Source organism: Serratia sp. Nf2 (genome assembly GCF_003028435.1).
Lineage (GTDB): Bacteria > Pseudomonadota > Gammaproteobacteria > Enterobacterales > Enterobacteriaceae > Serratia > Serratia marcescens_L.
The window spans coordinates 19,134-37,518 of the sequence record NZ_PYTW01000007.1; the positions used below are offsets into that span (position 1 = coordinate 19,134).

General features: G+C 61.6%; 17 protein-coding genes. 3 read left to right on the top strand and 14 right to left on the bottom strand.

Features of this window, described 5'->3' with window-relative positions; all coding sequences use genetic code 11:
- Nucleotides 1-11: 11 nt before the first annotated feature.
- The 5 genes from ubiE to udp all read right to left on the bottom strand — a co-directional run bounded on the left by ubiE (nucleotide 12) and on the right by udp (nucleotide 4,818).
- Nucleotides 12-767 (bottom strand): bifunctional demethylmenaquinone methyltransferase/2-methoxy-6-polyprenyl-1,4-benzoquinol methylase UbiE, encoded by a 756-nt coding sequence (gene ubiE / locus C9411_RS16025; RefSeq protein WP_025304918.1) that lies wholly within the window; start codon nucleotides 765-767, stop codon nucleotides 12-14.
- A 78-nt stretch (nucleotides 768-845) separates the two neighbouring features.
- Entirely contained in the window at nucleotides 846-2,393 is a 1,548-nt protein-coding gene (rmuC, locus tag C9411_RS16030; RefSeq protein ID WP_107227482.1) for a DNA recombination protein RmuC, read from the bottom strand.
- A gap of 140 nt (nucleotides 2,394-2,533) precedes the next feature.
- Nucleotides 2,534-3,064: a DedA family protein gene (locus tag C9411_RS16035; RefSeq protein ID WP_019455291.1), complete on the bottom strand. Its 531-nt coding sequence runs from the start codon at nucleotides 3,062-3,064 to the stop codon at nucleotides 2,534-2,536.
- Nucleotides 3,065-3,143: 79 nt separating this feature from the next.
- Nucleotides 3,144-3,926 carry a tyrosine-protein phosphatase gene (locus tag C9411_RS16040; RefSeq protein WP_049209368.1) on the bottom strand — a complete coding sequence of 261 codons (783 nt, stop codon included), beginning with the start codon at nucleotides 3,924-3,926 and terminating at the stop codon, nucleotides 3,144-3,146.
- 130 nt (nucleotides 3,927-4,056) lie between these two features.
- On the bottom strand, nucleotides 4,057-4,818 hold the full coding sequence (gene udp / locus C9411_RS16045; protein ID WP_004934432.1) for a uridine phosphorylase: 762 nt from the start codon (nucleotides 4,816-4,818) through the stop codon (nucleotides 4,057-4,059).
- Between the two features lie 489 nt (nucleotides 4,819-5,307).
- Here udp and C9411_RS16050 point away from each other — a divergent pair, with 489 nt between their 5' ends.
- Nucleotides 5,308-6,135 (top strand): dienelactone hydrolase family protein, encoded by an 828-nt coding sequence (locus tag C9411_RS16050; protein ID WP_038874174.1) that lies wholly within the window; start codon nucleotides 5,308-5,310, stop codon nucleotides 6,133-6,135.
- 84 nt (nucleotides 6,136-6,219) lie between these two features.
- Here the strand turns inward: C9411_RS16050 and metE are convergent, their stop codons facing one another.
- Entirely contained in the window at nucleotides 6,220-8,508 is a 2,289-nt protein-coding gene (gene metE, locus C9411_RS16055; RefSeq protein WP_199200135.1) for a 5-methyltetrahydropteroyltriglutamate--homocysteine S-methyltransferase, read from the bottom strand.
- 90 nt (nucleotides 8,509-8,598) lie between these two features.
- Here metE and metR point away from each other — a divergent pair, with 90 nt between their 5' ends.
- On the top strand, nucleotides 8,599-9,543 hold the full coding sequence (gene metR / locus C9411_RS16060; protein WP_063989046.1) for an HTH-type transcriptional regulator MetR: 945 nt from the start codon (nucleotides 8,599-8,601) through the stop codon (nucleotides 9,541-9,543).
- A gap of 36 nt (nucleotides 9,544-9,579) precedes the next feature.
- On the opposite strand, the gene C9411_RS16065 is transcribed toward metR, so the two are convergent.
- Nucleotides 9,580-10,440, bottom strand: coding sequence for a carboxylate/amino acid/amine transporter (locus C9411_RS16065; RefSeq protein ID WP_025304913.1), 861 nt, complete (start codon nucleotides 10,438-10,440; stop codon nucleotides 9,580-9,582).
- 151 nt (nucleotides 10,441-10,591) lie between these two features.
- On the opposite strand from C9411_RS16065, the gene C9411_RS16070 reads away from it, so the two are divergent.
- Entirely contained in the window at nucleotides 10,592-10,927 is a 336-nt protein-coding gene (locus C9411_RS16070) for a hypothetical protein (protein ID WP_063989047.1), read from the top strand.
- Here the strand turns inward: C9411_RS16070 and C9411_RS16075 are convergent.
- The 7 genes from C9411_RS16075 to C9411_RS16105 all read right to left on the bottom strand — a co-directional run bounded on the left by C9411_RS16075 (nucleotide 10,902) and on the right by C9411_RS16105 (nucleotide 18,358).
- Complete coding sequence (locus tag C9411_RS16075; protein ID WP_063989048.1) at nucleotides 10,902-11,858, bottom strand: AEC family transporter; 957 nt, start codon at nucleotides 11,856-11,858, stop codon at nucleotides 10,902-10,904. The genes C9411_RS16070 and C9411_RS16075 overlap by 26 nt on opposite strands.
- A gap of 60 nt (nucleotides 11,859-11,918) precedes the next feature.
- Nucleotides 11,919-12,656 carry a glycerophosphodiester phosphodiesterase gene (gene ugpQ, locus C9411_RS16080; protein WP_063989049.1) on the bottom strand — a complete coding sequence of 246 codons (738 nt, stop codon included), beginning with the start codon at nucleotides 12,654-12,656 and terminating at the stop codon, nucleotides 11,919-11,921.
- The gene (locus C9411_RS16085) at nucleotides 12,656-13,726 is read right to left on the bottom strand and encodes a sn-glycerol-3-phosphate import ATP-binding protein UgpC (RefSeq protein ID WP_107227483.1); all 1,071 of its coding nucleotides are present in this window, start codon (nucleotides 13,724-13,726) and stop codon (nucleotides 12,656-12,658) included. Before C9411_RS16085 ends, ugpQ begins: the two co-directional genes overlap by 1 nt.
- 5 nt (nucleotides 13,727-13,731) lie before the next feature.
- The gene (gene ugpE / locus C9411_RS16090) at nucleotides 13,732-14,577 is read right to left on the bottom strand and encodes a sn-glycerol-3-phosphate ABC transporter permease UgpE (RefSeq protein ID WP_019455301.1); all 846 of its coding nucleotides are present in this window, start codon (nucleotides 14,575-14,577) and stop codon (nucleotides 13,732-13,734) included.
- The gene (gene ugpA, locus C9411_RS16095; protein ID WP_015376293.1) at nucleotides 14,574-15,461 is read right to left on the bottom strand and encodes a sn-glycerol-3-phosphate ABC transporter permease UgpA; all 888 of its coding nucleotides are present in this window, start codon (nucleotides 15,459-15,461) and stop codon (nucleotides 14,574-14,576) included. The genes ugpE and ugpA overlap by 4 nt, the downstream gene beginning before the upstream one ends.
- 78 nt (nucleotides 15,462-15,539) lie before the next feature.
- Nucleotides 15,540-16,859 carry a sn-glycerol-3-phosphate ABC transporter substrate-binding protein UgpB gene (gene ugpB, locus C9411_RS16100; protein ID WP_107227484.1) on the bottom strand — a complete coding sequence of 440 codons (1,320 nt, stop codon included), beginning with the start codon at nucleotides 16,857-16,859 and terminating at the stop codon, nucleotides 15,540-15,542.
- A 311-nt stretch (nucleotides 16,860-17,170) separates the two neighbouring features.
- On the bottom strand, nucleotides 17,171-18,358 hold the full coding sequence (locus C9411_RS16105; RefSeq protein ID WP_063989052.1) for a PLP-dependent aminotransferase family protein: 1,188 nt from the start codon (nucleotides 18,356-18,358) through the stop codon (nucleotides 17,171-17,173).
- Nucleotides 18,359-18,385: the final 27 nt, after the last annotated feature.

The window sequence follows — 18,385 nt, forward strand, 5'->3', positions numbered from 1 at the left end:
GCATCTCCCTCTCAGAACTTGAAGCCGCGATGCAGGGCGACAATCCCACCGGTCAGGTTGAAATAGGTGACGTTTTCAAAACCGGCGTTGCCCATCATGCCTTTCAGGGTTTCCTGATCGGGGTGCATGCGGATCGATTCCGCCAGGTAGCGGTAGCTGTCCGGATCTTTCACTACCAGCTCGCCGATCTTCGGCAGCACGTGGAAGGAATAAGCGTCGTAAGCTTTGCTCAGCGGCGCCAGCAGCGGCTTGGAAAACTCCAGCACCAGCAGGCGGCCGCCCGGCTTCAGCACGCGGAACATCGAGCGCAGCGCTTTGTCTTTGTCGGTGACGTTGCGCAGGCCAAAGGAGATGGTGATGCAATCGAAGTAATTATCCGGGAACGGCAGCGCTTCGGCGTTGGCCTGCACGTAATTGATGTTGCCGACGATGCCGCGATCGCGCAGCTTCTCGCGCCCCATCTTCAGCATCGAATCGTTAATGTCCGCCAGCACCACCTGCCCCTGCTCGCCAACCATACGGGAGAACTTGGCCGCCAGGTCGCCGGTACCGCCGGCCAGATCCAGCACGCGCTGCCCACGGCGCACACCGCTGCAGTCAATGGTGAAACGCTTCCAGATACGGTGGATGCCGAACGACATCAGGTCGTTCATCACGTCATACTTTGCCGCTACCGAATGAAAAACGTCCGCCACCATGGCCTGTTTTTCGTCTCGAGCGACGGTGCGAAAACCGAAATCGGTGGTTTCCTGCGGTTGATCTGCCATTGTCCTGCCTGCTATTCAGTCAATTTTGTGTGGATGAGTGTACCAGAAGCCTGGAGAATACCCCACCTCGCCACGGCCTCAGCCGTGCGAAACGAAGCCCGGTTCCCCGGCGGTATCGTCATCGTTTTTCGTCTGCGGCAGCGCGGCGACATCATCGTCGTTCGCCTCTTCCGCTTCATCGTGTTGCGCGCCGGCTTGCTGCGCCAGCAGCGGGTTGATCGGCCGTTTGACCTCAACCCCCAACGCACGGAAACCTTCAATTTGGCCGATAAGATTACCACGGCCTTCGCTCAGTTTGTTCATCGCCTGACGATAACTGCCCTGCGCCTTGTCCAGGCTCTGCCCCAGTGCGGACATATCGTCCACGAACAGCCGCATCTTGTCATACAGTTTCGCCGCGCGATCGGCTATGCGCTGGGCGTTCTGGCTTTGATGTTCATAGCGCCACAGGTTGGTGATGGTGCGCAGCGCCACCAGCAACGTAGTCGGGCTAACCAGCATGATGTTGTGCTTGAGCGCTTCGCTGATCAGCTCCGGCTCGCGATCGATAGCCAGCAGGAAGGCGGGCTCGACCGGAATGAACATCAGCACATAGTCCAGCGAACGCAGCCCCGGCAGCTGCTGATAGTCCTTGCGGCCCAGCATGCGAATGTGGCCGCGCAGCGAGGCGATATGTTCGCTCAGCGCCGCTTCGCGCTCCACCTCGTCTTCGCCGTTGAAATAGCGCTCGTAGGCGATCAGCGACATCTTGGCGTCGATCACCACGTCCTTGCCCTGCGGCAGACGCACGATCACATCGGGCTGCATGCGGCTCTGGTGATCCACCCGCACGTTGACCTGCGTTTCATACTCGTGCCCTTCGCGCAGACCGGAAGCCTCCAGCACCCGGCTCAGCACCACTTCACCCCAATTGCCCTGCGTTTTGTTGTCGCCTTTCAGCGCCTTGGTGAGGTTGATGGCCTCGCGCGCCATCTGCGCGTTCAACTGCTGCAGATTACGTATCTCGTGCGTCAGCGTGTGGCGTTCCCGCGCTTCCTGGCCAAAGCTGTCCTGCACCTGACGGCGGAACCCGTCCAGCTGTTCACGCAGCGGCAGCAGCAACCGATCCAAGCTTTGCTTATTTTGCTCGTCCACCTTGCGGCCGCTGTGTTCAAAAATGCGGTTGGCGAGGTTTTCAAACTGGGTGGTGAGGCGTTGTTCGCTGTTGATCAGCAGGCGCTGCTTCTCCTCCGCCGCCATGCGCGTCTCTTCCAGACGGATGGTGACTTCGCGCAGCTCGGCCTCTTGCGCGCTGTTAACCTCGCGCTGGGCACGCAGTTCCTGATTGAGCAGTTCGCATTCGTTGCGCCAATGGTTGAGCTGTTGCAACTTCTCATGTCCGGCCGCCAGCTGGCTGTGTAGGTTACGCAGCTCCAGCTCACTCTGCCGCAGCTGCTGCTCGTGGCGCTGCAGAGCCTCCTGCCGCGCCGCCGTTTCCTGCTGCGCCTGCTGCAACGCTTGCTCCAGCAACCGCAGCTCGGTTTCATGTTGCGCATTCGTCTGCTGCACCCGCAGACTGGCGATCAGCCACCCCAACAGCATGCCGATCGTTACGCCGCCAATCCCATAAATCAGACTGGTATCCACCCTGCCTCCTGTTGCACCTTGCCGTTCCGGCGTTTCGCACGCCCATTGCCCGTCACGTTAAGGGGAGGCTGTATGGATGTCCAGCCTGATTTTGCCCGCCGCGCACAATATTGCGCGGCACTGCGCAATTTAGCGAGAAATCAGCCCAGCCACTGGCTGAGCCACTTGATGCCGAATGCCCCCGGCGCCAGAATGCCGAACGCCCAGATCATCGCCGACGTGACGTTGGCCAACTGGAAATAACGCTGCGGCATCCCGCAAATGCCGCCCACCAGCGGCACCACGGCGCGCAGCGGGCCGAAGAAGCGGCCGATGAAGATGCCTAGCACGCCCCAGCGTTCAAAGAACGCGTGGCCGCGCGCCAGCAGTTGTGGATTGCGCGACAGCGGCCACATATGCGCCACGCGGTCCTGATAGTGATAGCCGATCCAGTAAGAGAGCCAGTCGCCGAAAAACGCCCCGACGGCGGCAGCGGCCCAAATCGGCCAAAAGGCGATGCCGCTTTCGCCGATCAGCGCGCCCAGCGCCAGCAGGATCACCGTGGCCGGCAGCAGCAGAGACAAAAACGCCAGCGACTCGCCGAACGCCAGGAAGAAGATGATGGGAATGGCCCAGCCTTCGTGCTGACGCACGACGTCGCTGACCCAGTTGATAACGTCATTGAGGCTCAATGCGGGGCTCCTGATACGCGATAATTCGCCGCCTAGGATAGGCCGGGGCGAGTTAAACCCCGGCTAAACGCGCGGCGATTTACTCGAGGTAGAACGCCTGCAGCGCTTCGCGCTGGGCCGCGCCCAGGCCGTATTCCGCTTCCAGCCAACGGTCGGTGGAACCGTATTGCTGACGGATGCAGCCCAACGCCGTCATCAGGAACTCCTCGCGCGCGCTGAGCACGTAGGCGAATTGCTCCAGCGCCGCCGCATTCAGCTTGATAGACAGCTGATCCAGCATCTGCTCGCGGAAAGTGGCCAGCGTGGTTTCGGTCAGCAGATAGTCTTCCAGCACCGTCGCTTCGTCGGCGCCCAGCGCGAACAGCACCAGCGCCGAACCGACCCCGGTGCGATCCTTGCCGACCGCGCAGTGTTGCACGATCGCGCCGCCGCCAGGGTTGCTCAACAGCTGTGCCAACCGCTGATAGGCCGCATTGCCGAACGGCAGGCGGCGATACAGCTCCAGCATGAACGCGCGGGCGTCGAAAGCGGCCAACGTTTCGTTGGTGAGCTTCTCCAGGTTGGCGTTGACTTCGCTGCTCAGCGGGTTGGCCGGCACGTGGTGATAGTCGGCGCCATTCCACAGAATATCCGGCTTGGCCTGCACCTCGTCGGCATCGCGGTAGTCCAGCACCGAGCGCACCGGCACGCCGGCGAGAAAGGTGCAGTCGTTTTCCGTCAGCCGCTCGAGGGAACCGGAGCGGAACAGCAGGCCGCGCTTGATGCGGCGCCCGTCGGCCACGCCGTTGCCGCCGAAGTCGCGGAAATTGATGCCGCCGTCGAGCGGCGCGAGCGAAGGATGAAGCAGGATCTGGGCGGTCATAAACGTCCTCGTTGTTTTTGTTATGACAACGCGCGGCAGCCATCGGCGCAGCGCTGAGGAGTATCACCGTAACAGATTCGCCGCGAATGGAAAAACGGGCCGCGTCGGCGGCCCATTGAGGGAATGGCGATTACAGCAGACGGCGGGCAGCGTCCACCACGATCTGCACCGCTTTGCTTTCGGTGTTTTTCATGGTCTCGGCGTTCGGGATCTCTTGCTGGGTGCGGTTGACGATCACCCCGGCCACCATGCCAGCACGCAGGCCCTGGCTGGCGCACATGGTCAGCAGCGTGGCGGATTCCATTTCATAGTTCATCACGCCCATCGCTTGCCATTCTTCCATCGAGCCTTTGAAACGGCTGACTACGCGGCCGGAGTAGGTATCGTAACGTTCCTGGCCCGGATAGAAGGTATCGGAAGAGGCGGTCACGCCAATGTGCGTGGTGGCGCCGCTGGCCTTGGCCGCTTCCACCAGCGCGGTGGTGCAGGCGAAGTCCGCGACCGCCGGGAACTCCATCGGCGCAAAGTGCAGGCTGGCGCCGTCGAGGCGTACCGCCGCCGTGGTGACCAGCACGTCGCCGACGTTGATGTTCGCCTGAATGGCGCCGGTGGTGCCGATGCGCAGGAAGGTGCGAATGCCCAGCTGCGCCAACTCTTCCACCGCGATAGAAGTAGAGGGGCCGCCGATACCGGTAGAGCAGACGATCACCGCCTTGCCGTCCAGCTCCGCGCGCCAGGTAGTGAATTCACGATGGGAGGCCAGATGCACCGGATTTTCCATCAGCTTGGCAATCTTCTCTACGCGCTGCGGATCGCCCGGCACGATGGCAAGCTGGGCCCCTTGTAAATCGTTCTTGGTGAGGCCGAGATGAAAAACGTCAGACTGAGACATACGAGACTCCTCATGGATCATGTTTATTGGGAGGAACAAAAAAGCACTCTACTGAAAATCGCCGCTTAATTTCGTGACGACAGTCACTATGAAAAGAGAAACAAATTACATGCTACATATTTTTTGTGATTTTTATCACAAAAAAAAGCACTGTGACGCTCCATGAAGGCACCGCTCTACCTCAGTCTAGCCGACAAATCTTGCCGCCCTCTGCCCGTTGATTGCCGGCTGAAACTATTTAGCTGATCAATTCAAAATACCCTCATCTTATCGGTTGCTTAGGGACAAAAAAGCCCTTTAACGCACCTTATGGCACTTACGCAGGCCAAAACGCGTAATAACATGATAAAAAGCGTTTAAAAATGCCGCAAAGCCAGATAATTAGCCGTTTTTTATCGACTTGTCCGAAAGTGCGCCACGCAGCGCCAATAATGGGTAATCTTTCCTATAGTTAATCTCAGCGCTTTTTTCTATTGCACGGAGACCGCAATGAAAACCGAACATGTGATGACATTAGAACAGGCTCAGGGGGGATTCGCCCCGGCCGCCGCGCCGTTGGCCGCCTCCGCGATTATCACCGACGAACAGGGCATTCACGCCGGGCAAACGACCATCCCTTCTCAGGGCGACGCCCTGCCGGCCTACGTCGCCAAACCCGCCGACCAGAGCGGCCCCTTCCCCATCGTCCTCGTGGTGCAGGAAATCTTCGGCGTCCATGAACATATTCAGGATCTGTGCCGCCGCCTGGCCAAGCAGGGCTATCTGGCGATCGCGCCCGAGCTCTATTTCCGCCAGGGCGACGCCAACGACTACACCGATATCGGCGAGCTGTTCCAGCAGCTGGTCACCAAGGTGCCGGATCGTCAGGTGCTGTCGGATCTGGATCACGCCGCGCACTGGGCTATCCGCCACGGCGGCGACGCCGGCAAGCTGGCGATCACCGGTTTCTGCTGGGGTGGCCGCATCACCTGGCTGTACGCGGCGCACAACCCGCAGTTGAAGGCGGCGGTCGCCTGGTACGGCAAACTGGTTGGCGAGAAAACGCTGAATTCACCGAAGCAGCCGGTCGACGTCGCCACCCACCTGTCGGCGCCGGTGCTGGGGCTGTATGGCGGGCAGGATAGCGGCATCCCGCTGGAGACGGTGGAAACCATGCGTCAGGCGATCCGCGCCGCCAACGCCGAGGCCGAAATCGTGGTGTACCCCGAGGTCGGGCATGCGTTCAACGCCGACTATCGCCCCAGCTACAACGCCGAAGCGGCGCAAGACGGCTGGCAGCGCATGCTGGCGTGGTTCGCCCAGCACGGCGTCAAATAATTTCCTTCACATAAAAAAGGGCGCCGAAGCGCCCAATCATCACACCAGTAAATCTATAAGCGGCGGTTCATCCGCCGCACGGCATCACGCGTGCTCGCGCAGGCGCTGTGCCGCCAATACCATGTTGGCCAGCGACTGCCGGGTTTCTGGCCAGCCGCGGGTTTTCAGGCCGCAATCCGGGTTAACCCACAGGCGTTCCGCCGGGATGTTCTGCGCCGCTTTACGCAGCAGCGCTTCAATCCATTCCACGCTCGGCACGTTCGGCGAGTGGATATCGTAGACGCCCGGCCCGATTTCGTTCGGGTATTCGAACTCCTTGAAGGCTTCCAGCAGATCCATATCGGAACGCGAGGTCTCGATGGTGATCACGTCGGCGTCCAGCGCGGCGATGGAGTCCATGATGTCGTTGAACTCGCAGTAACACATGTGGGTGTGGATCTGGGTGTCGTCCCGCGCCACGGCGGCGTTCAGTTTGAAGGCGTCCACCGCCCACTTCAGGTAAGCGGCCCAGTCGGATTGACGCAGCGGCAGCCCTTCGCGCAGGGCGGGTTCGTCGATCTGGATGATGCCGATGCCGGCTTTTTCCAAATCCTCCACTTCGTCGCGCAGCGCCAGCGCAATCTGCTTGGCAACCACTTCGCGGGTCACGTCTTCACGCGGGAACGACCAGCACAGGATGGTCACCGGCCCGGTCAACATGCCTTTCACCGGCTTGTCGGTCAGCGACTGGGCGAATTTGGCCCATTCGACGGTGATGGCTTCCGGGCGGCTGACGTCACCGATGATGACCGGCGGCTTCACGCAGCGGGAGCCGTAGCTCTGCACCCAGCCGTTTTGGGTAAACACGAAGCCGTCGAGGTTCTCGCCGAAATACTCCACCATGTCGTTGCGCTCGGCTTCACCGTGCACCAGCACGTCCAGCCCGAGGCGCTCCTGCTCGACGATCGCCTGTTTGATGTGCTCACCGATGCTGGTGCGGTAGTTGTTGCCGTCCAAACGGCCCTGTTTGAAGTCCAGACGCAGGCCGCGGATCTCGGTGGTCTGCGGGAACGAACCGATGGTGGTGGTCGGCCAGGCCGGCAGGTTGAAACGCTCGCGCTGCGCCCTGGCGCGTTCGGCGTAAGCGCTGTGGCGTTCGCTGTCCTGCGCGGTGATCGCGGCCAGGCGGCGCTCAACCTGTGGGTTATGCACGCGGCTCGACTGACGGCGGGCGCGAATCGGCGCACTGTAGGCGTCCAGTTCGGCCTGCTTGGCCCCGTCAGGCGCGTTCAGCGCCGCAGTCAGCAGTGCCAGCTCGGCGCATTTTTGCAGCGCGAAGGCGAACCAGCTTTTCACTTCTTCGTCCAGACGGCTTTCCACGCTCAGGTCGATCGGGCTGTGCAGCAGTGAACAGGAGGTGCCGATCCACAGCGGGCGGGTGCCCACCAGCGGCTGCAGACGTTCGAACCAGCGGCTCAGATCGGCGCGCCAGACGTTGCGGCCGTTGATCACCCCCAGCGACAGCAGCCAGTCGTTCGGCAATGCGGCACTCAGCGCGGCAATATCGTCATGGCCGGCGACCAGATCGACGTGCAGCCCCTGCACCGGCAGCGTGCGAATGGTGTCGAGGTTGTGGCCGACGCTGTCGAAATATGTGGTCAGCAGCAGCTTCACCTGCCCCTGCAGCGCGTCGTAAGCCGGTTTGAACGCATCCAGCCAGGCTTGCGGCAGCTCCAGCACCAGCGCAGGTTCATCAATTTGCACCCACTCGACGCCGCGTTTCGCCAGCTCGGCCAGCACCTGTTGGTAAACCGGCAGGATATCTTTCAGCAGCGACAGGCGGTCGAACGGCTCGCCCTTCACCTTACCCAGCCACAGATAGGTCAGCGGGCCCAGCAGCACCGGCTTGATGCGATGGCCGAGCGCCAGCGCTTCATCCACTTCGTCCAGCAGCTGAGTCCAGCCCAGCTTGAACTGCTGGCCTTGCTGGAATTCGGGCACCATGTAGTGGTAGTTGGTGTTAAACCATTTGGTCATTTCCGCCGCGGCCGCCGGCTCGCCGGTCGGTGCTCGGCCACGGCCGATGCGAAACAGCGTGTCCAGATCGATCGAGCCATCCGCATTCTGATGGCGCGCCGGCACGTTGCCCAGCAGCAGGCTGGTGGTCAACACATGATCGTACCAGGCGAAATCGCCGACCGGCACCAAATCCACTCCGGCCTGCTGTTGCTGTTGCCAATGACGAGCGCGCAGCTCGCGGCCAACCGCCAACAGCTCTTCCTGCGTTGAGTTGCCGGCCCAGTAGCTTTCCTGAGCTTTTTTCAACTCACGTCGTAGCCCAACGCGAGGAAAACCCAGTGTGTGATTCAAAATTGCCATCGTCATATTCCCCATTTAGCCGTCCAGATGTTTACACATCCATAATCAGCAGGTACTGTATTAACCACAAGCGCAATTTATTCACTGTCAATGTGAAGGACTCTCATGATCGAACTGAAACATTTACGGACGCTGCAGGCACTGCGCAACAGCGGTTCGCTGGCGGGGGCGGCGGCCCAACTTCATCAGACGCAGTCTGCCCTGTCGCACCAGTTCAGCGATCTTGAGCAACGTCTGGGCTTCAAGCTGTTCGTACGCAAGAGCCAGCCCCTGCGCTTCACCGCCCAGGGCGAGATCCTGCTGCAGTTGGCGGAGCAGGTACTGCCGCAGATCCAACAGGCGCTGCAGGCCTGCCACGAGCCGCACCAGACCACGCTGCGCATCGCCATCGAATGCCACAGCTGCATTCAGTGGCTGACGCCGGCGCTGGACAACTTCCGTCAGCGTTTCCCGCAGGTGGTGATGGATTTCACTTCCGGCGTCACTTTCGATCCGCAGCCGGCCTTGCAACAGGGCGAACTGGATCTGGTGATGACGTCGGATATTCTGCCGCGCAGCGGCCTACACTACTCGCCGATGTTCGATTTCGAAGTGCGCCTGGTGCTGGCGCCGGATCATCCGCTGGCCGGTAAGCCGCACATCGAGCCGGAAGACTTGAGTGACGAAACGCTGTTGATTTACCCGGTGCAGCGCCAACGGCTGGATATCTGGCGGCATTTTCTGCAGCCGGCGGGCGTCAGCCCAGCGTTGAAGAACGTCGATAACACGCTGCTGCTGATCCAGATGGTATCGGCGCGGATGGGGATTGCGGCGCTACCGCACTGGGTGGTGGAGAGTTTCGAACGGCAGGGGCTGGTGGTGACCAAAACTCTGGGTGACGGCCTGTGGAGCCGCCTGTACGCCGCCGTGCGCGATGGCGAACAGCGCCAGGCGGTGACCGAAGCCTTTATCCGCTCGGCCCGCCAGCACGCCTGCGATCATCTGCCGTTTGTGCGCGACGCGGCACGCCCCGGCACGACCGGCGCCAAAGCGTTGGCGGCCGGCGTATAAACGTTCGGGCGCCCCAGGCCGGGGTGCCCCGCCCGCTTAGCCGAGCTGTTTCGGCGCCACCCAGCGGCGGTGCACCCACAGCGAAGCGACTATCACCGCCCCCCCGATGATAAAGCTCGGCCAATGCGGCTGCTGCTGCCAGATGGCCAGGTTGACCAACAAACCGGCCGGCACATGCATATTGTTCATGATGCCGAGCGTGCCGGCATCGACCTGCGTCGCGCCATAGTTCCACATGAAGTAGCCCAGCCCCGACGCCACCACGCCCAGCCAGATCAACACGCCCCACTGCAGATTGGTGGTCGGCAGCTGCTGCGGATTGCCCCACAGGAACCAGGCCACCACTGCCACCACCGCCGCCCCCAGGTAGAACCAGGAAAAGGCGGTGTGCTGCGGCAAGGGGTGCACTTCCATCAGGCGCTTATAGCCGACCATGCCGATGGCGAAGCTGATGTTCGCCGCCTGCACCAACAGCAGCCCCCACCAGAAGTGTTCGCTCAACTGGTGATAGCGGATAATCGCCGCGCCCAGCACCGCCAGCAACGCGCTGAAGACGTAGCCCCAACGCAGGCGCCGGCCGCTCAGCAAGTCGTAGATCAGCGTGATATACAGCGGCGTCAGCACGGTGAACAGCAGGAATTCCGGCACTGTCAGGTACAGATAGGCGCGGAAGCTGAACAGGTACATGATGCCCAGCTGGAAGGCGCCCACCAGCATATACAGCAGGATCACCTTGAGTTTGATGTTGCGCCAACGCAGAAACGGCAGAAACACCAGCGCCGCCAGCCCGATGCGCACCAGCGCCGAGAACCCGCTGTCGACATGGCCCGCCAGGTACTCGCCAATCAGGCTGAAAGAAAATGCCCACAGGATGGTGGTTATAACCAAAAGCAGCACGATGGGTTCACCCTAAAAAGACCGAAAGGGCGATTGTAACGGAAGATGGGCGCATAAGGGGATGAAAGGCGGTTTACATCCGAACAAAAGATAAACTACCGGCAAAATTTCACCGCTGGGTTAGGCTTAATAAAAAGGCGAGGTAACCATCATGAAAACTTCTCATATCCTGTTCGTCCTGCTGTGGCTGCCCGGCCTGGCTGCGGCGGCCAACGGCGTGACCGATCTGCGTTCACAGCAGCAGTTACTCAACCAAAACAGCCAGCAGGCCCAGCAACAGCGCCTGTTGAACAATCGGCAAATGGACCAACGCCGCCTGCAGCAACAGCGGCAGCTCGACAATCAGCGGCAACAGCTGATGCAAACCACGCCGAACGGCGGACAACTGCTGCCTAACGGCAATCAGCCGCGCGATCCGTTCAATCGCACCGCGCCGGCGGTGCCGCAGGCGCCGATGCCGGCTACGCCCGCACGCCCATCACGGTGAGGATCAGCGGCGTGGTGATCGCCGCCAGCACGGTGGACATCACCAGGCTGGTGGCGGCCGGGCCGGTGAGCGTATTGAACTGGCGCGACATCAGGTAGACGTTCACCCCCACCGCCATCGACCCCAGCAGCACCACAACCCGGGTTTCCATCGGTGGCAAATCCATCATCCAGGCCAGCAGCCAAATCACTAGCGGTTGCACCAGCAGTTTCAGCACGCAGATGACGCTGCTCAGCTGCCAGCCTTCGCTGATGCGGTACTCGGCAAGCCCCATGCCCAGCACCACCAGCGACAGCGGCGCCGCCACCTGGCCGAGCATGCTGACCGGCCGATCGACGAAGGCCGGCAGCGGCAGGCCGGTCAGGCTGAACAAGGTGCCGGACAGGATACCGACGATCAGCGGATTGGTCAGCACGCTACGCGCGGTTTTAGCGAAACCGCTCAGCGTCGGCGAACCGTTGCGCGCCCATTCGATCGACACCGTCACCAGCGTCCACAGGATCAGGCCGTTGAACACCAGCACCAGCGCCACCGACGGGATCGCCGCCTCCCCCAGCATCACGCTGGCGATAGGCAAGCCGAGCATCACGTTATTGGAGAAAATACCGCCCAGCGCAAACACCGATCCGGCGACGCCATCCAGCCGGAAGAGATGCCGGGCGACGAGACGGCCAAGCACAAACACGATCAGGCAACTGCCGAAGAACGCGATCAGCAGCCGGGCATCGACCGCCGGGCGCTGCGAGAAGTCGCACATCATGCGAAACAGCATGGCGGGCAAGGCGAGAGAAAACACGAAGCGCGTCAGGCCATCGGTGATGCCGGCAGGCCATTTCCCCCAGCGAATCAGCCCATAACCCAATGCAATCAGAACAAACAGCGGTAAAGACAGCACGATCTGGTGCCACAGTGACAGGATAAAGCCAGGCATCGCATTCCTTCCGGTGGTGCGGCGGCAAGGCTTGTCGTCGCGGGGTTCATCGGCGCCGGATTAAAAATCCGGGCCGATCAAATCTATCCGGTCGGTGCAAATGCAGTCAACGCCCCAGTCGAGCAGCAGGCGCGCGCGATCCGGTTGGTTGACGGTATACACCAGAATGCGCAGCCCGGCGTCTTTCAACGCTTTCACCCGCTCGGCAGTCAGCGCTTTGTGGTCAATATGCAGCGAGACGCAGTCCAGGCGTTCGGTCAGCTCGCGCCAGTTGTCGTCCCAAGCCTCCAGCAGCAGGCCGCGCGGCAAGTCCGGCACGGTGCGTTGCGCCGCCGCCAGCGCTTCTACCGAGAAGGAGGAAAGCAGCGGATCGGTCTGCCCTTGCCACAGCAACCGCGCCGCCAGCGCCACCACCCGGCCGGTTTCATCGTCGCTGCCGGTGGTCGGCTTGATCTCGATATTGGCCATCAGGCCGCGTTCCTGGCAGCGTTCCGCCACTTCCGACAGCAGCGGCAACCGCTCGCCCTTGAAGGCCGAGCTGTACCAGTTGCCGGCGTCCAGCTGCACCAGTTTGTCCCACGGCAGCTCGCCCGCCACGCCCCAACCGTTACTGGTGCGATCCAGGGTGTCGTCGTGCAGCAGGAAAATTTGCCCGTCCTGCGCCAGCTTGGCATCGAACTCGATCATCTTGTGGCCGTGGCGCGCGCCGACGTCGATCGCCGCCAGGGTGTTTTCCGGCGCCAGAGAACCGCCGCCGCGGTGGGCAACGATATGAGGGTAAGGCCAGGGTCTAGTCATCAATCCATCCGTAATCCGCTGTCGGAGTCAAAGAAGTGCAGCGCCTGAGCAGGCAGCTGCAAATATAGCGTACTGCCCGCCGTCGGCAAGGTTTCATGCGATAGCCGCGCGATCACCCCGTGGCCGCCCCACTGGCCGTGCGCCAGATTGTCGGCCCCCAGCAGCTCCAGCGTCTGCAGCTGCAGCGGCACGCCCTGGCCTTGCGCCACCAGTTGAACATGCTCCGGCCGAATGCCCAACGTCAACGGCCGCCCCGCCCACTGCGGTTTGGCCGCCGGCAACGGCAGCGCCATGCCGTCCGCCAGCAGCAGCTGGCCGCCGTCGGCGCTGAGGGTGCCGGGCAGCAGGTTCATCGCCGGCGATCCGATAAAGCCGGCGACAAACAGCGAAGCCGGCCGTTGGTACACTTCGCTCGGGGTGCCGATCTGCTCCGCCACGCCCTTGTTCATTACGATCACCCGCTGCGCCAGCGTCATCGCCTCCACCTGATCGTGGGTCACGTACAGGCTGGTGGTTTTCAGACGGCGGTGCAGCTGTTGCAGCTCCAGGCGCATCTGCACCCGCAGCTTGGCGTCCAGGTTGGACAGCGGCTCATCGAACAGGAATACCGCCGGTTCGCGCACGATGGCGCGCCCCATCGCCACGCGCTGGCGCTGGCCGCCGGAAAGCTCGCGCGGTTTGCGTTTGAGCAGCGGCTCCAGCTCCAGGATGCGCGCCGCTTCTTCCACCCGCTGGCGGATATGATCCTTGCCGAAACCGCGGATCTTGAGGCCATAGGCCATGTTGTCGTACACGCTCATGTGCGGATAGAGCGCGTAGTTCTGGAACACCATCGCGATGCCGCGATCCTTGGGCTCCAGATCGGTCACGCGCCGGGTATCGATATAGATATCGCCGCTGGTGGTGCGTTCCAGCCCGGCCACCATCCGCAGCAGCGTGGATTTGCCGCAGCCGGACGGGCCGACCATCACGATGAATTCGCCGTCCGCCACATCGAGGTCGATCTGTTTGATCACCGGCGTTTTACCGTCGTAAGACTTGGTGACCGCCTGTAGTTTTAATCCTGCCATCGTCGTTATTTCTCGCTATCAACCAGACCGCGCACAAACCAGCGCTGCATCAGAAGCACCACCGCCAGCGGTGGCAATAAAGTCAGAATCATCGCCGCCATCACCTGGTTCCACTGGGTCGGCGCGCCGGAGGTGGAGATCATGCTCTTGATGCCCGCCACCGCGGTGCCCATCGAGGCGTCGCTGGTGATCAGGATCGGCCACAGGTATTGGTTCCAGCCGTAGATAAAGGTGATGACGAACAGCGCCGCCAGATTGGTTTTCGACAGCGGCAGCACGATGTCCCAGAAGAAACGCATCGGCCCGGCGCCGTCGATGCGCGCCGCCTCCAGCAGCTCATCCGGCAGCGTCATGAAGAACTGGCGCAGCAGGAAGGTCGCGGTGGCCGAGGCCATCAGCGGCAGCGTCAGGCCGGTGTAGCTGTCCAGCAGGTTGAGGTTGGAGATCACCTCCACCGTCGGGAAAATACGCACCTCCACCGGCAGCATCAGGGTGAGGAAAATCAGCCAGAAGAACAGGCTGCGCAGCGGAAAGCGGAAGTACACGATGGCGTAAGCCGACAGGACCGACACCGCGATTTTGCCGAAGGTGATCGCCAGCGCCATGATCACGCTGTTCAGCAGCAGCAGCGAGAACGGCACCTTGAGGTTGCCCACGCCGCCCTGCCAGATATTGCGGATGTTCTCCCACAGGTGGCCGCCGGGCACCAGCGTCATCGGCACCTGGAACACCTGCTTGTCGTCCAGCGTGGCGGCGACAAAGGCCACGTACAGCGGGAACAGCACCACCAGCACGCCGATAATCAGCATCACATGGCTGAAGATATCCAGCCCGCGTCGATTCTCAATCATTGATAGCGCACCTTACGTTCAACAAAGCGGAACTGGATCACCGTCAGGCCGATCACCAGCAGCATCAGGATCACCGACTGCGCGGCAGAGCTGGAGAGATCCAATCCGGCGAAGCCTTCGCGGTAGATCTTGTAGATCAACGTGGTGGTGGACTGCACCGGCCCGCCGCCGGTGGCGGCGTCGATCACCGGGAAGGTATCGAAGAAGGCGTACACCAGATTGACCACCAGCAGGAAGAAGCTCACCGGCGCGATCAGCGGCAGCACCAGATGGAAGAAACGCCGCACCGGGCCGGCGCCGTCGATGGCCGCCGCCTCCACCAGCGAGCGCGGGATCGACTGCAGCGCCGCGAGGAAAAACAGGAAGTTATAGCTTATCTGCTGCCATACCGAGGCCAGCACCACCAGGAACATCGCCTGGCCGCTGTTTTGCGCATGGTTCCAGTTATAGCCCAGCCCGTTGAGGAAATGGGTGATCAACCCCAGGCCGGGGTTGAACAGAAAGATCCACAGCACCGCCGCCACCGCCGGCGCCACCGCATAGGGCAGGATCATCAGCGTGCGATAGAGGCGACTGCCGCGCAGTACGTAGTCCACCAGCGCGGCGAAGAACAGCGACACCGCCAGCCCGATGCCCGCCACCAGGAAGCTGAAGATCAGCGTGGTGTAGAACGAGTCGAGGTAGTAAGGATCCTGGAACAGCTGTTTAAAATTATCCAGCCCGACAAACTGGCTGGACAGGCCGAACGGATCGAGGCTCTGCACCGAATACCACAGCGCCTCGCCGGCGGGCCATAAAAAGAAGACGGCGGTAATCAGCAGCTGTGGCAGCACCAACGCATAGGGCAACCAGCTGCAGCCGAAACCGGGACGGGAAGATGACATAGCAGTTAAACCATTGATCGGGTAAGGAAGGATCGGCGTGAAGACACGAGCCCGGTCTGCCGGGCCCGCGACGCAGGGTTACTTGGTCGATGCTTCGAAGCGGCGCAGCAGCACGTCACCGCGCTGCACGGCGGCGTCCAACGCCTGCTGAGGCGTTTTCTTGCCGGTCCACACGCCTTCCAGCTCTTCATCCACCACGCTGCGGATCTGCGGCATGTTGCCCAGGCGCAGGCCCTTGGTGAACGGCAACGGCGGCTTGTTCAGCATCTGGCGAGTGGCGACGTCGGCCCCCGGGTTCTTGTCGTAGAAGCCCTGCTGCTTGGTCAGATCGTAAGCCGCGGTGGTGATCGGCAGATAGCCGGTCTTCTGGTGCCATTCGGCGGCGATTTCCGGCTGCGCCAGGTACTGCAGGAACTCGGCCACGCCCTTGTAGGTGGCGGCATCTTTGCCGTTCATCACCCACAGGCTGGCCCCGCCGATGATGGCGTTCTGCGGCGCGTTTTTCGCATCGGCGTCGTACGGCATCATGCCGACGCCGTAGTTAAATTTGGCGTAATGCTTGATGTCCGCCAGCGAACCGGATGACGCGGTGGTGATGGCGCAGTCGCCGTTATAAAACTTCTCGGTGGATTCGTCTTTGCGGCCGAAGTAGGTGAAATCGCCCTTCTTGTTCATCGCCTCCAGCAGTTCGATGTGCTTGACCTGCAGCGGCTGGTTGAACTCCAGCTTGGCGTTGGTGCCGCCGAAACCGTTGTTTTCGCTGGCGAACGGCACGCCGTGCCAGGCGCTGAAGTTCTCCAGTTGGATCCAGCCCTGCCAGCCGCTGGCGTAGCCGCACTTCATGCCGGCCTCACGCAGCTTGGCGGTATCCGCCGCCAGCTCCTGCCAGGTTTTCGGCGGCTGGTCCGGGTTCAGGCCGGCCTTCTTGAAGGCATCTTTGTTGTAGTACAGCACCGGCGTGGAGCTGTTGAACGGCTGCGACAGCAGATGGCCGCTCTTGTTGTCGGTGTAATAGCCGGCTACCGTCGGCACGAACACCGACTCGTCGAAGTTGATGCCGGCCTCTTTAAACACTTCGTAGACCGGTTTGATGGCCTTGCTGGCCATCATGGTGGCGGTGCCCACCTCGTACACCTGCAGGATCGCCGGCGCCTTGCCGGAGCGGTAAGCGGCGATGCCCGCCGCCAGGCTCTGTTCGTAGTTGCCTTTATAAACCGGCACAATCTTGACGTCGCTGTGCGACTGGTTGAAGCGATCTGCCAGGGAATCCACTTCCTTACCCAGTTCGCCTTCCATCGAATGCCAGAACGGGATCTCGGTCGCCGCCAGCGCCTGAGTGCTGACCGCCAGGGTCAACGCGACGCACAGCGTGGTTTTGCGAATAGCGTAGGTGAGCATGCCTAACTCCTGAAAAAGCTGGTGTAAAAGCGCGTGAGCGAAAAGAATCAATTCTTGATGAGGGAGTGCCCCCTATAGCTTTCGAGTTGCAGCCAGGCGGCAACCTGCTGGCACCCTGGAGCTTAGCTAACTAAGTGACAGGGGGGCAGCCGGGCAGCCAACAACGCTGCGGCTCGAAAGATGACGGGGGATAACATGCCATGCGCGGATGACAGAAAAATAACCGTTATATGACAGCCACATGACAGCAAGGTGAAGTGAAGATGGCGGTTTGATGTCGGCGGCGGGCATGGGCTCCGCCGCCGCGAGGATTACAGCGAACGGCGCAGGCGCGCCACCGCTTCCTGCATCTGCTGTTCGGTGGCGGTGGCGAACGACAGGCGGAAGGTCGAACGATCCGGGTTGTCGGAGAAGAAGTATTCCCCAGGCACGAACACCACGCCCTGCTGCAAGGTCGTGTTCAGCCATTCGGTGGCGTTGAACGGCTGGCGGAAACGCGCCCACAGGAACATGCCGCCCTTCGGCTTATCGAAGGTGATGTAGTCGCCCAACTCCTGCTCCACCAAACCGGCCAGGATCTCGCCCTTTTGCTTGTAGGCGGCGCGGATCTTGTCGATCTGCGCCGGCAGGCGATCCAGGCCAAGGTAGCATTCGACGATGCTCTGCGACAGCGCGCTGGCGTGCAGATCCGCCGCCTGCTTGATGATCGCCACTTTATGCAGCAGGAACGGCGGCAGGATCGCCCAGCCCAACCGCAGGCCCGGCGCCAGGATCTTGGAGAAGGTCGAGGTATAGATGATGTGGTCGGTGTTGCCCAGCACCCGCTGCGACACCTGATGCAGCGTCGGGTGGCGCTCTTCGGTGAAACGCAGCTCGCCGTACGGATCGTCTTCGATGATCAGGAAGTTATGTTCGGCGGCCAGCTTCACCAGCAGTTCGCGGCGCGCGGCGCTCAGGGTGATGCCGCTGGGGTTGCCGAAGTTCGGCACCACGTACACGCCCTTGATGCGTTGGGTTTTCAGCAGCTCGGCCAGCTCTTCCACCACCATGCCGTCGCTGTCGGACGAGACCGACATGATGTGGGCCTCCGCCAGTTCCAGCGTTTGCAGCGCCGCCAGGTAGGTCGGGCGCTCCACCACGAACACGTCGCCGGGATTGACGATGGCGCGCATCACCAAATCCAGGGCCTGCTGAGAGCCGGCGGTGACCATCACCTCGTCCGCGCCAGCGGTGACGCCGCGCTCGGCGCACAGCGCGCAAATACGCTCACGCAGCAGCGGGCTGCCTTCGGTCAGGCCATACTGGAACGCGCTTTTCGGCTGTTCGGTGATCGCCTGCTGAGTGGCAATGCTCAATCCTTCGAAATCGAACAGCGCATCAGAGGGGATGCCGCCCGCCAGCGAAATGACGTGTTCCATCTTGCTGTGCTTAAGCAATTCACGGATGGCCGAACTTTTTACGTTAACGATGCGCTGCGCGAGTAACCCTTCTGTCTTCATTTCTTCTTCTCGTACCTGATTATTTTA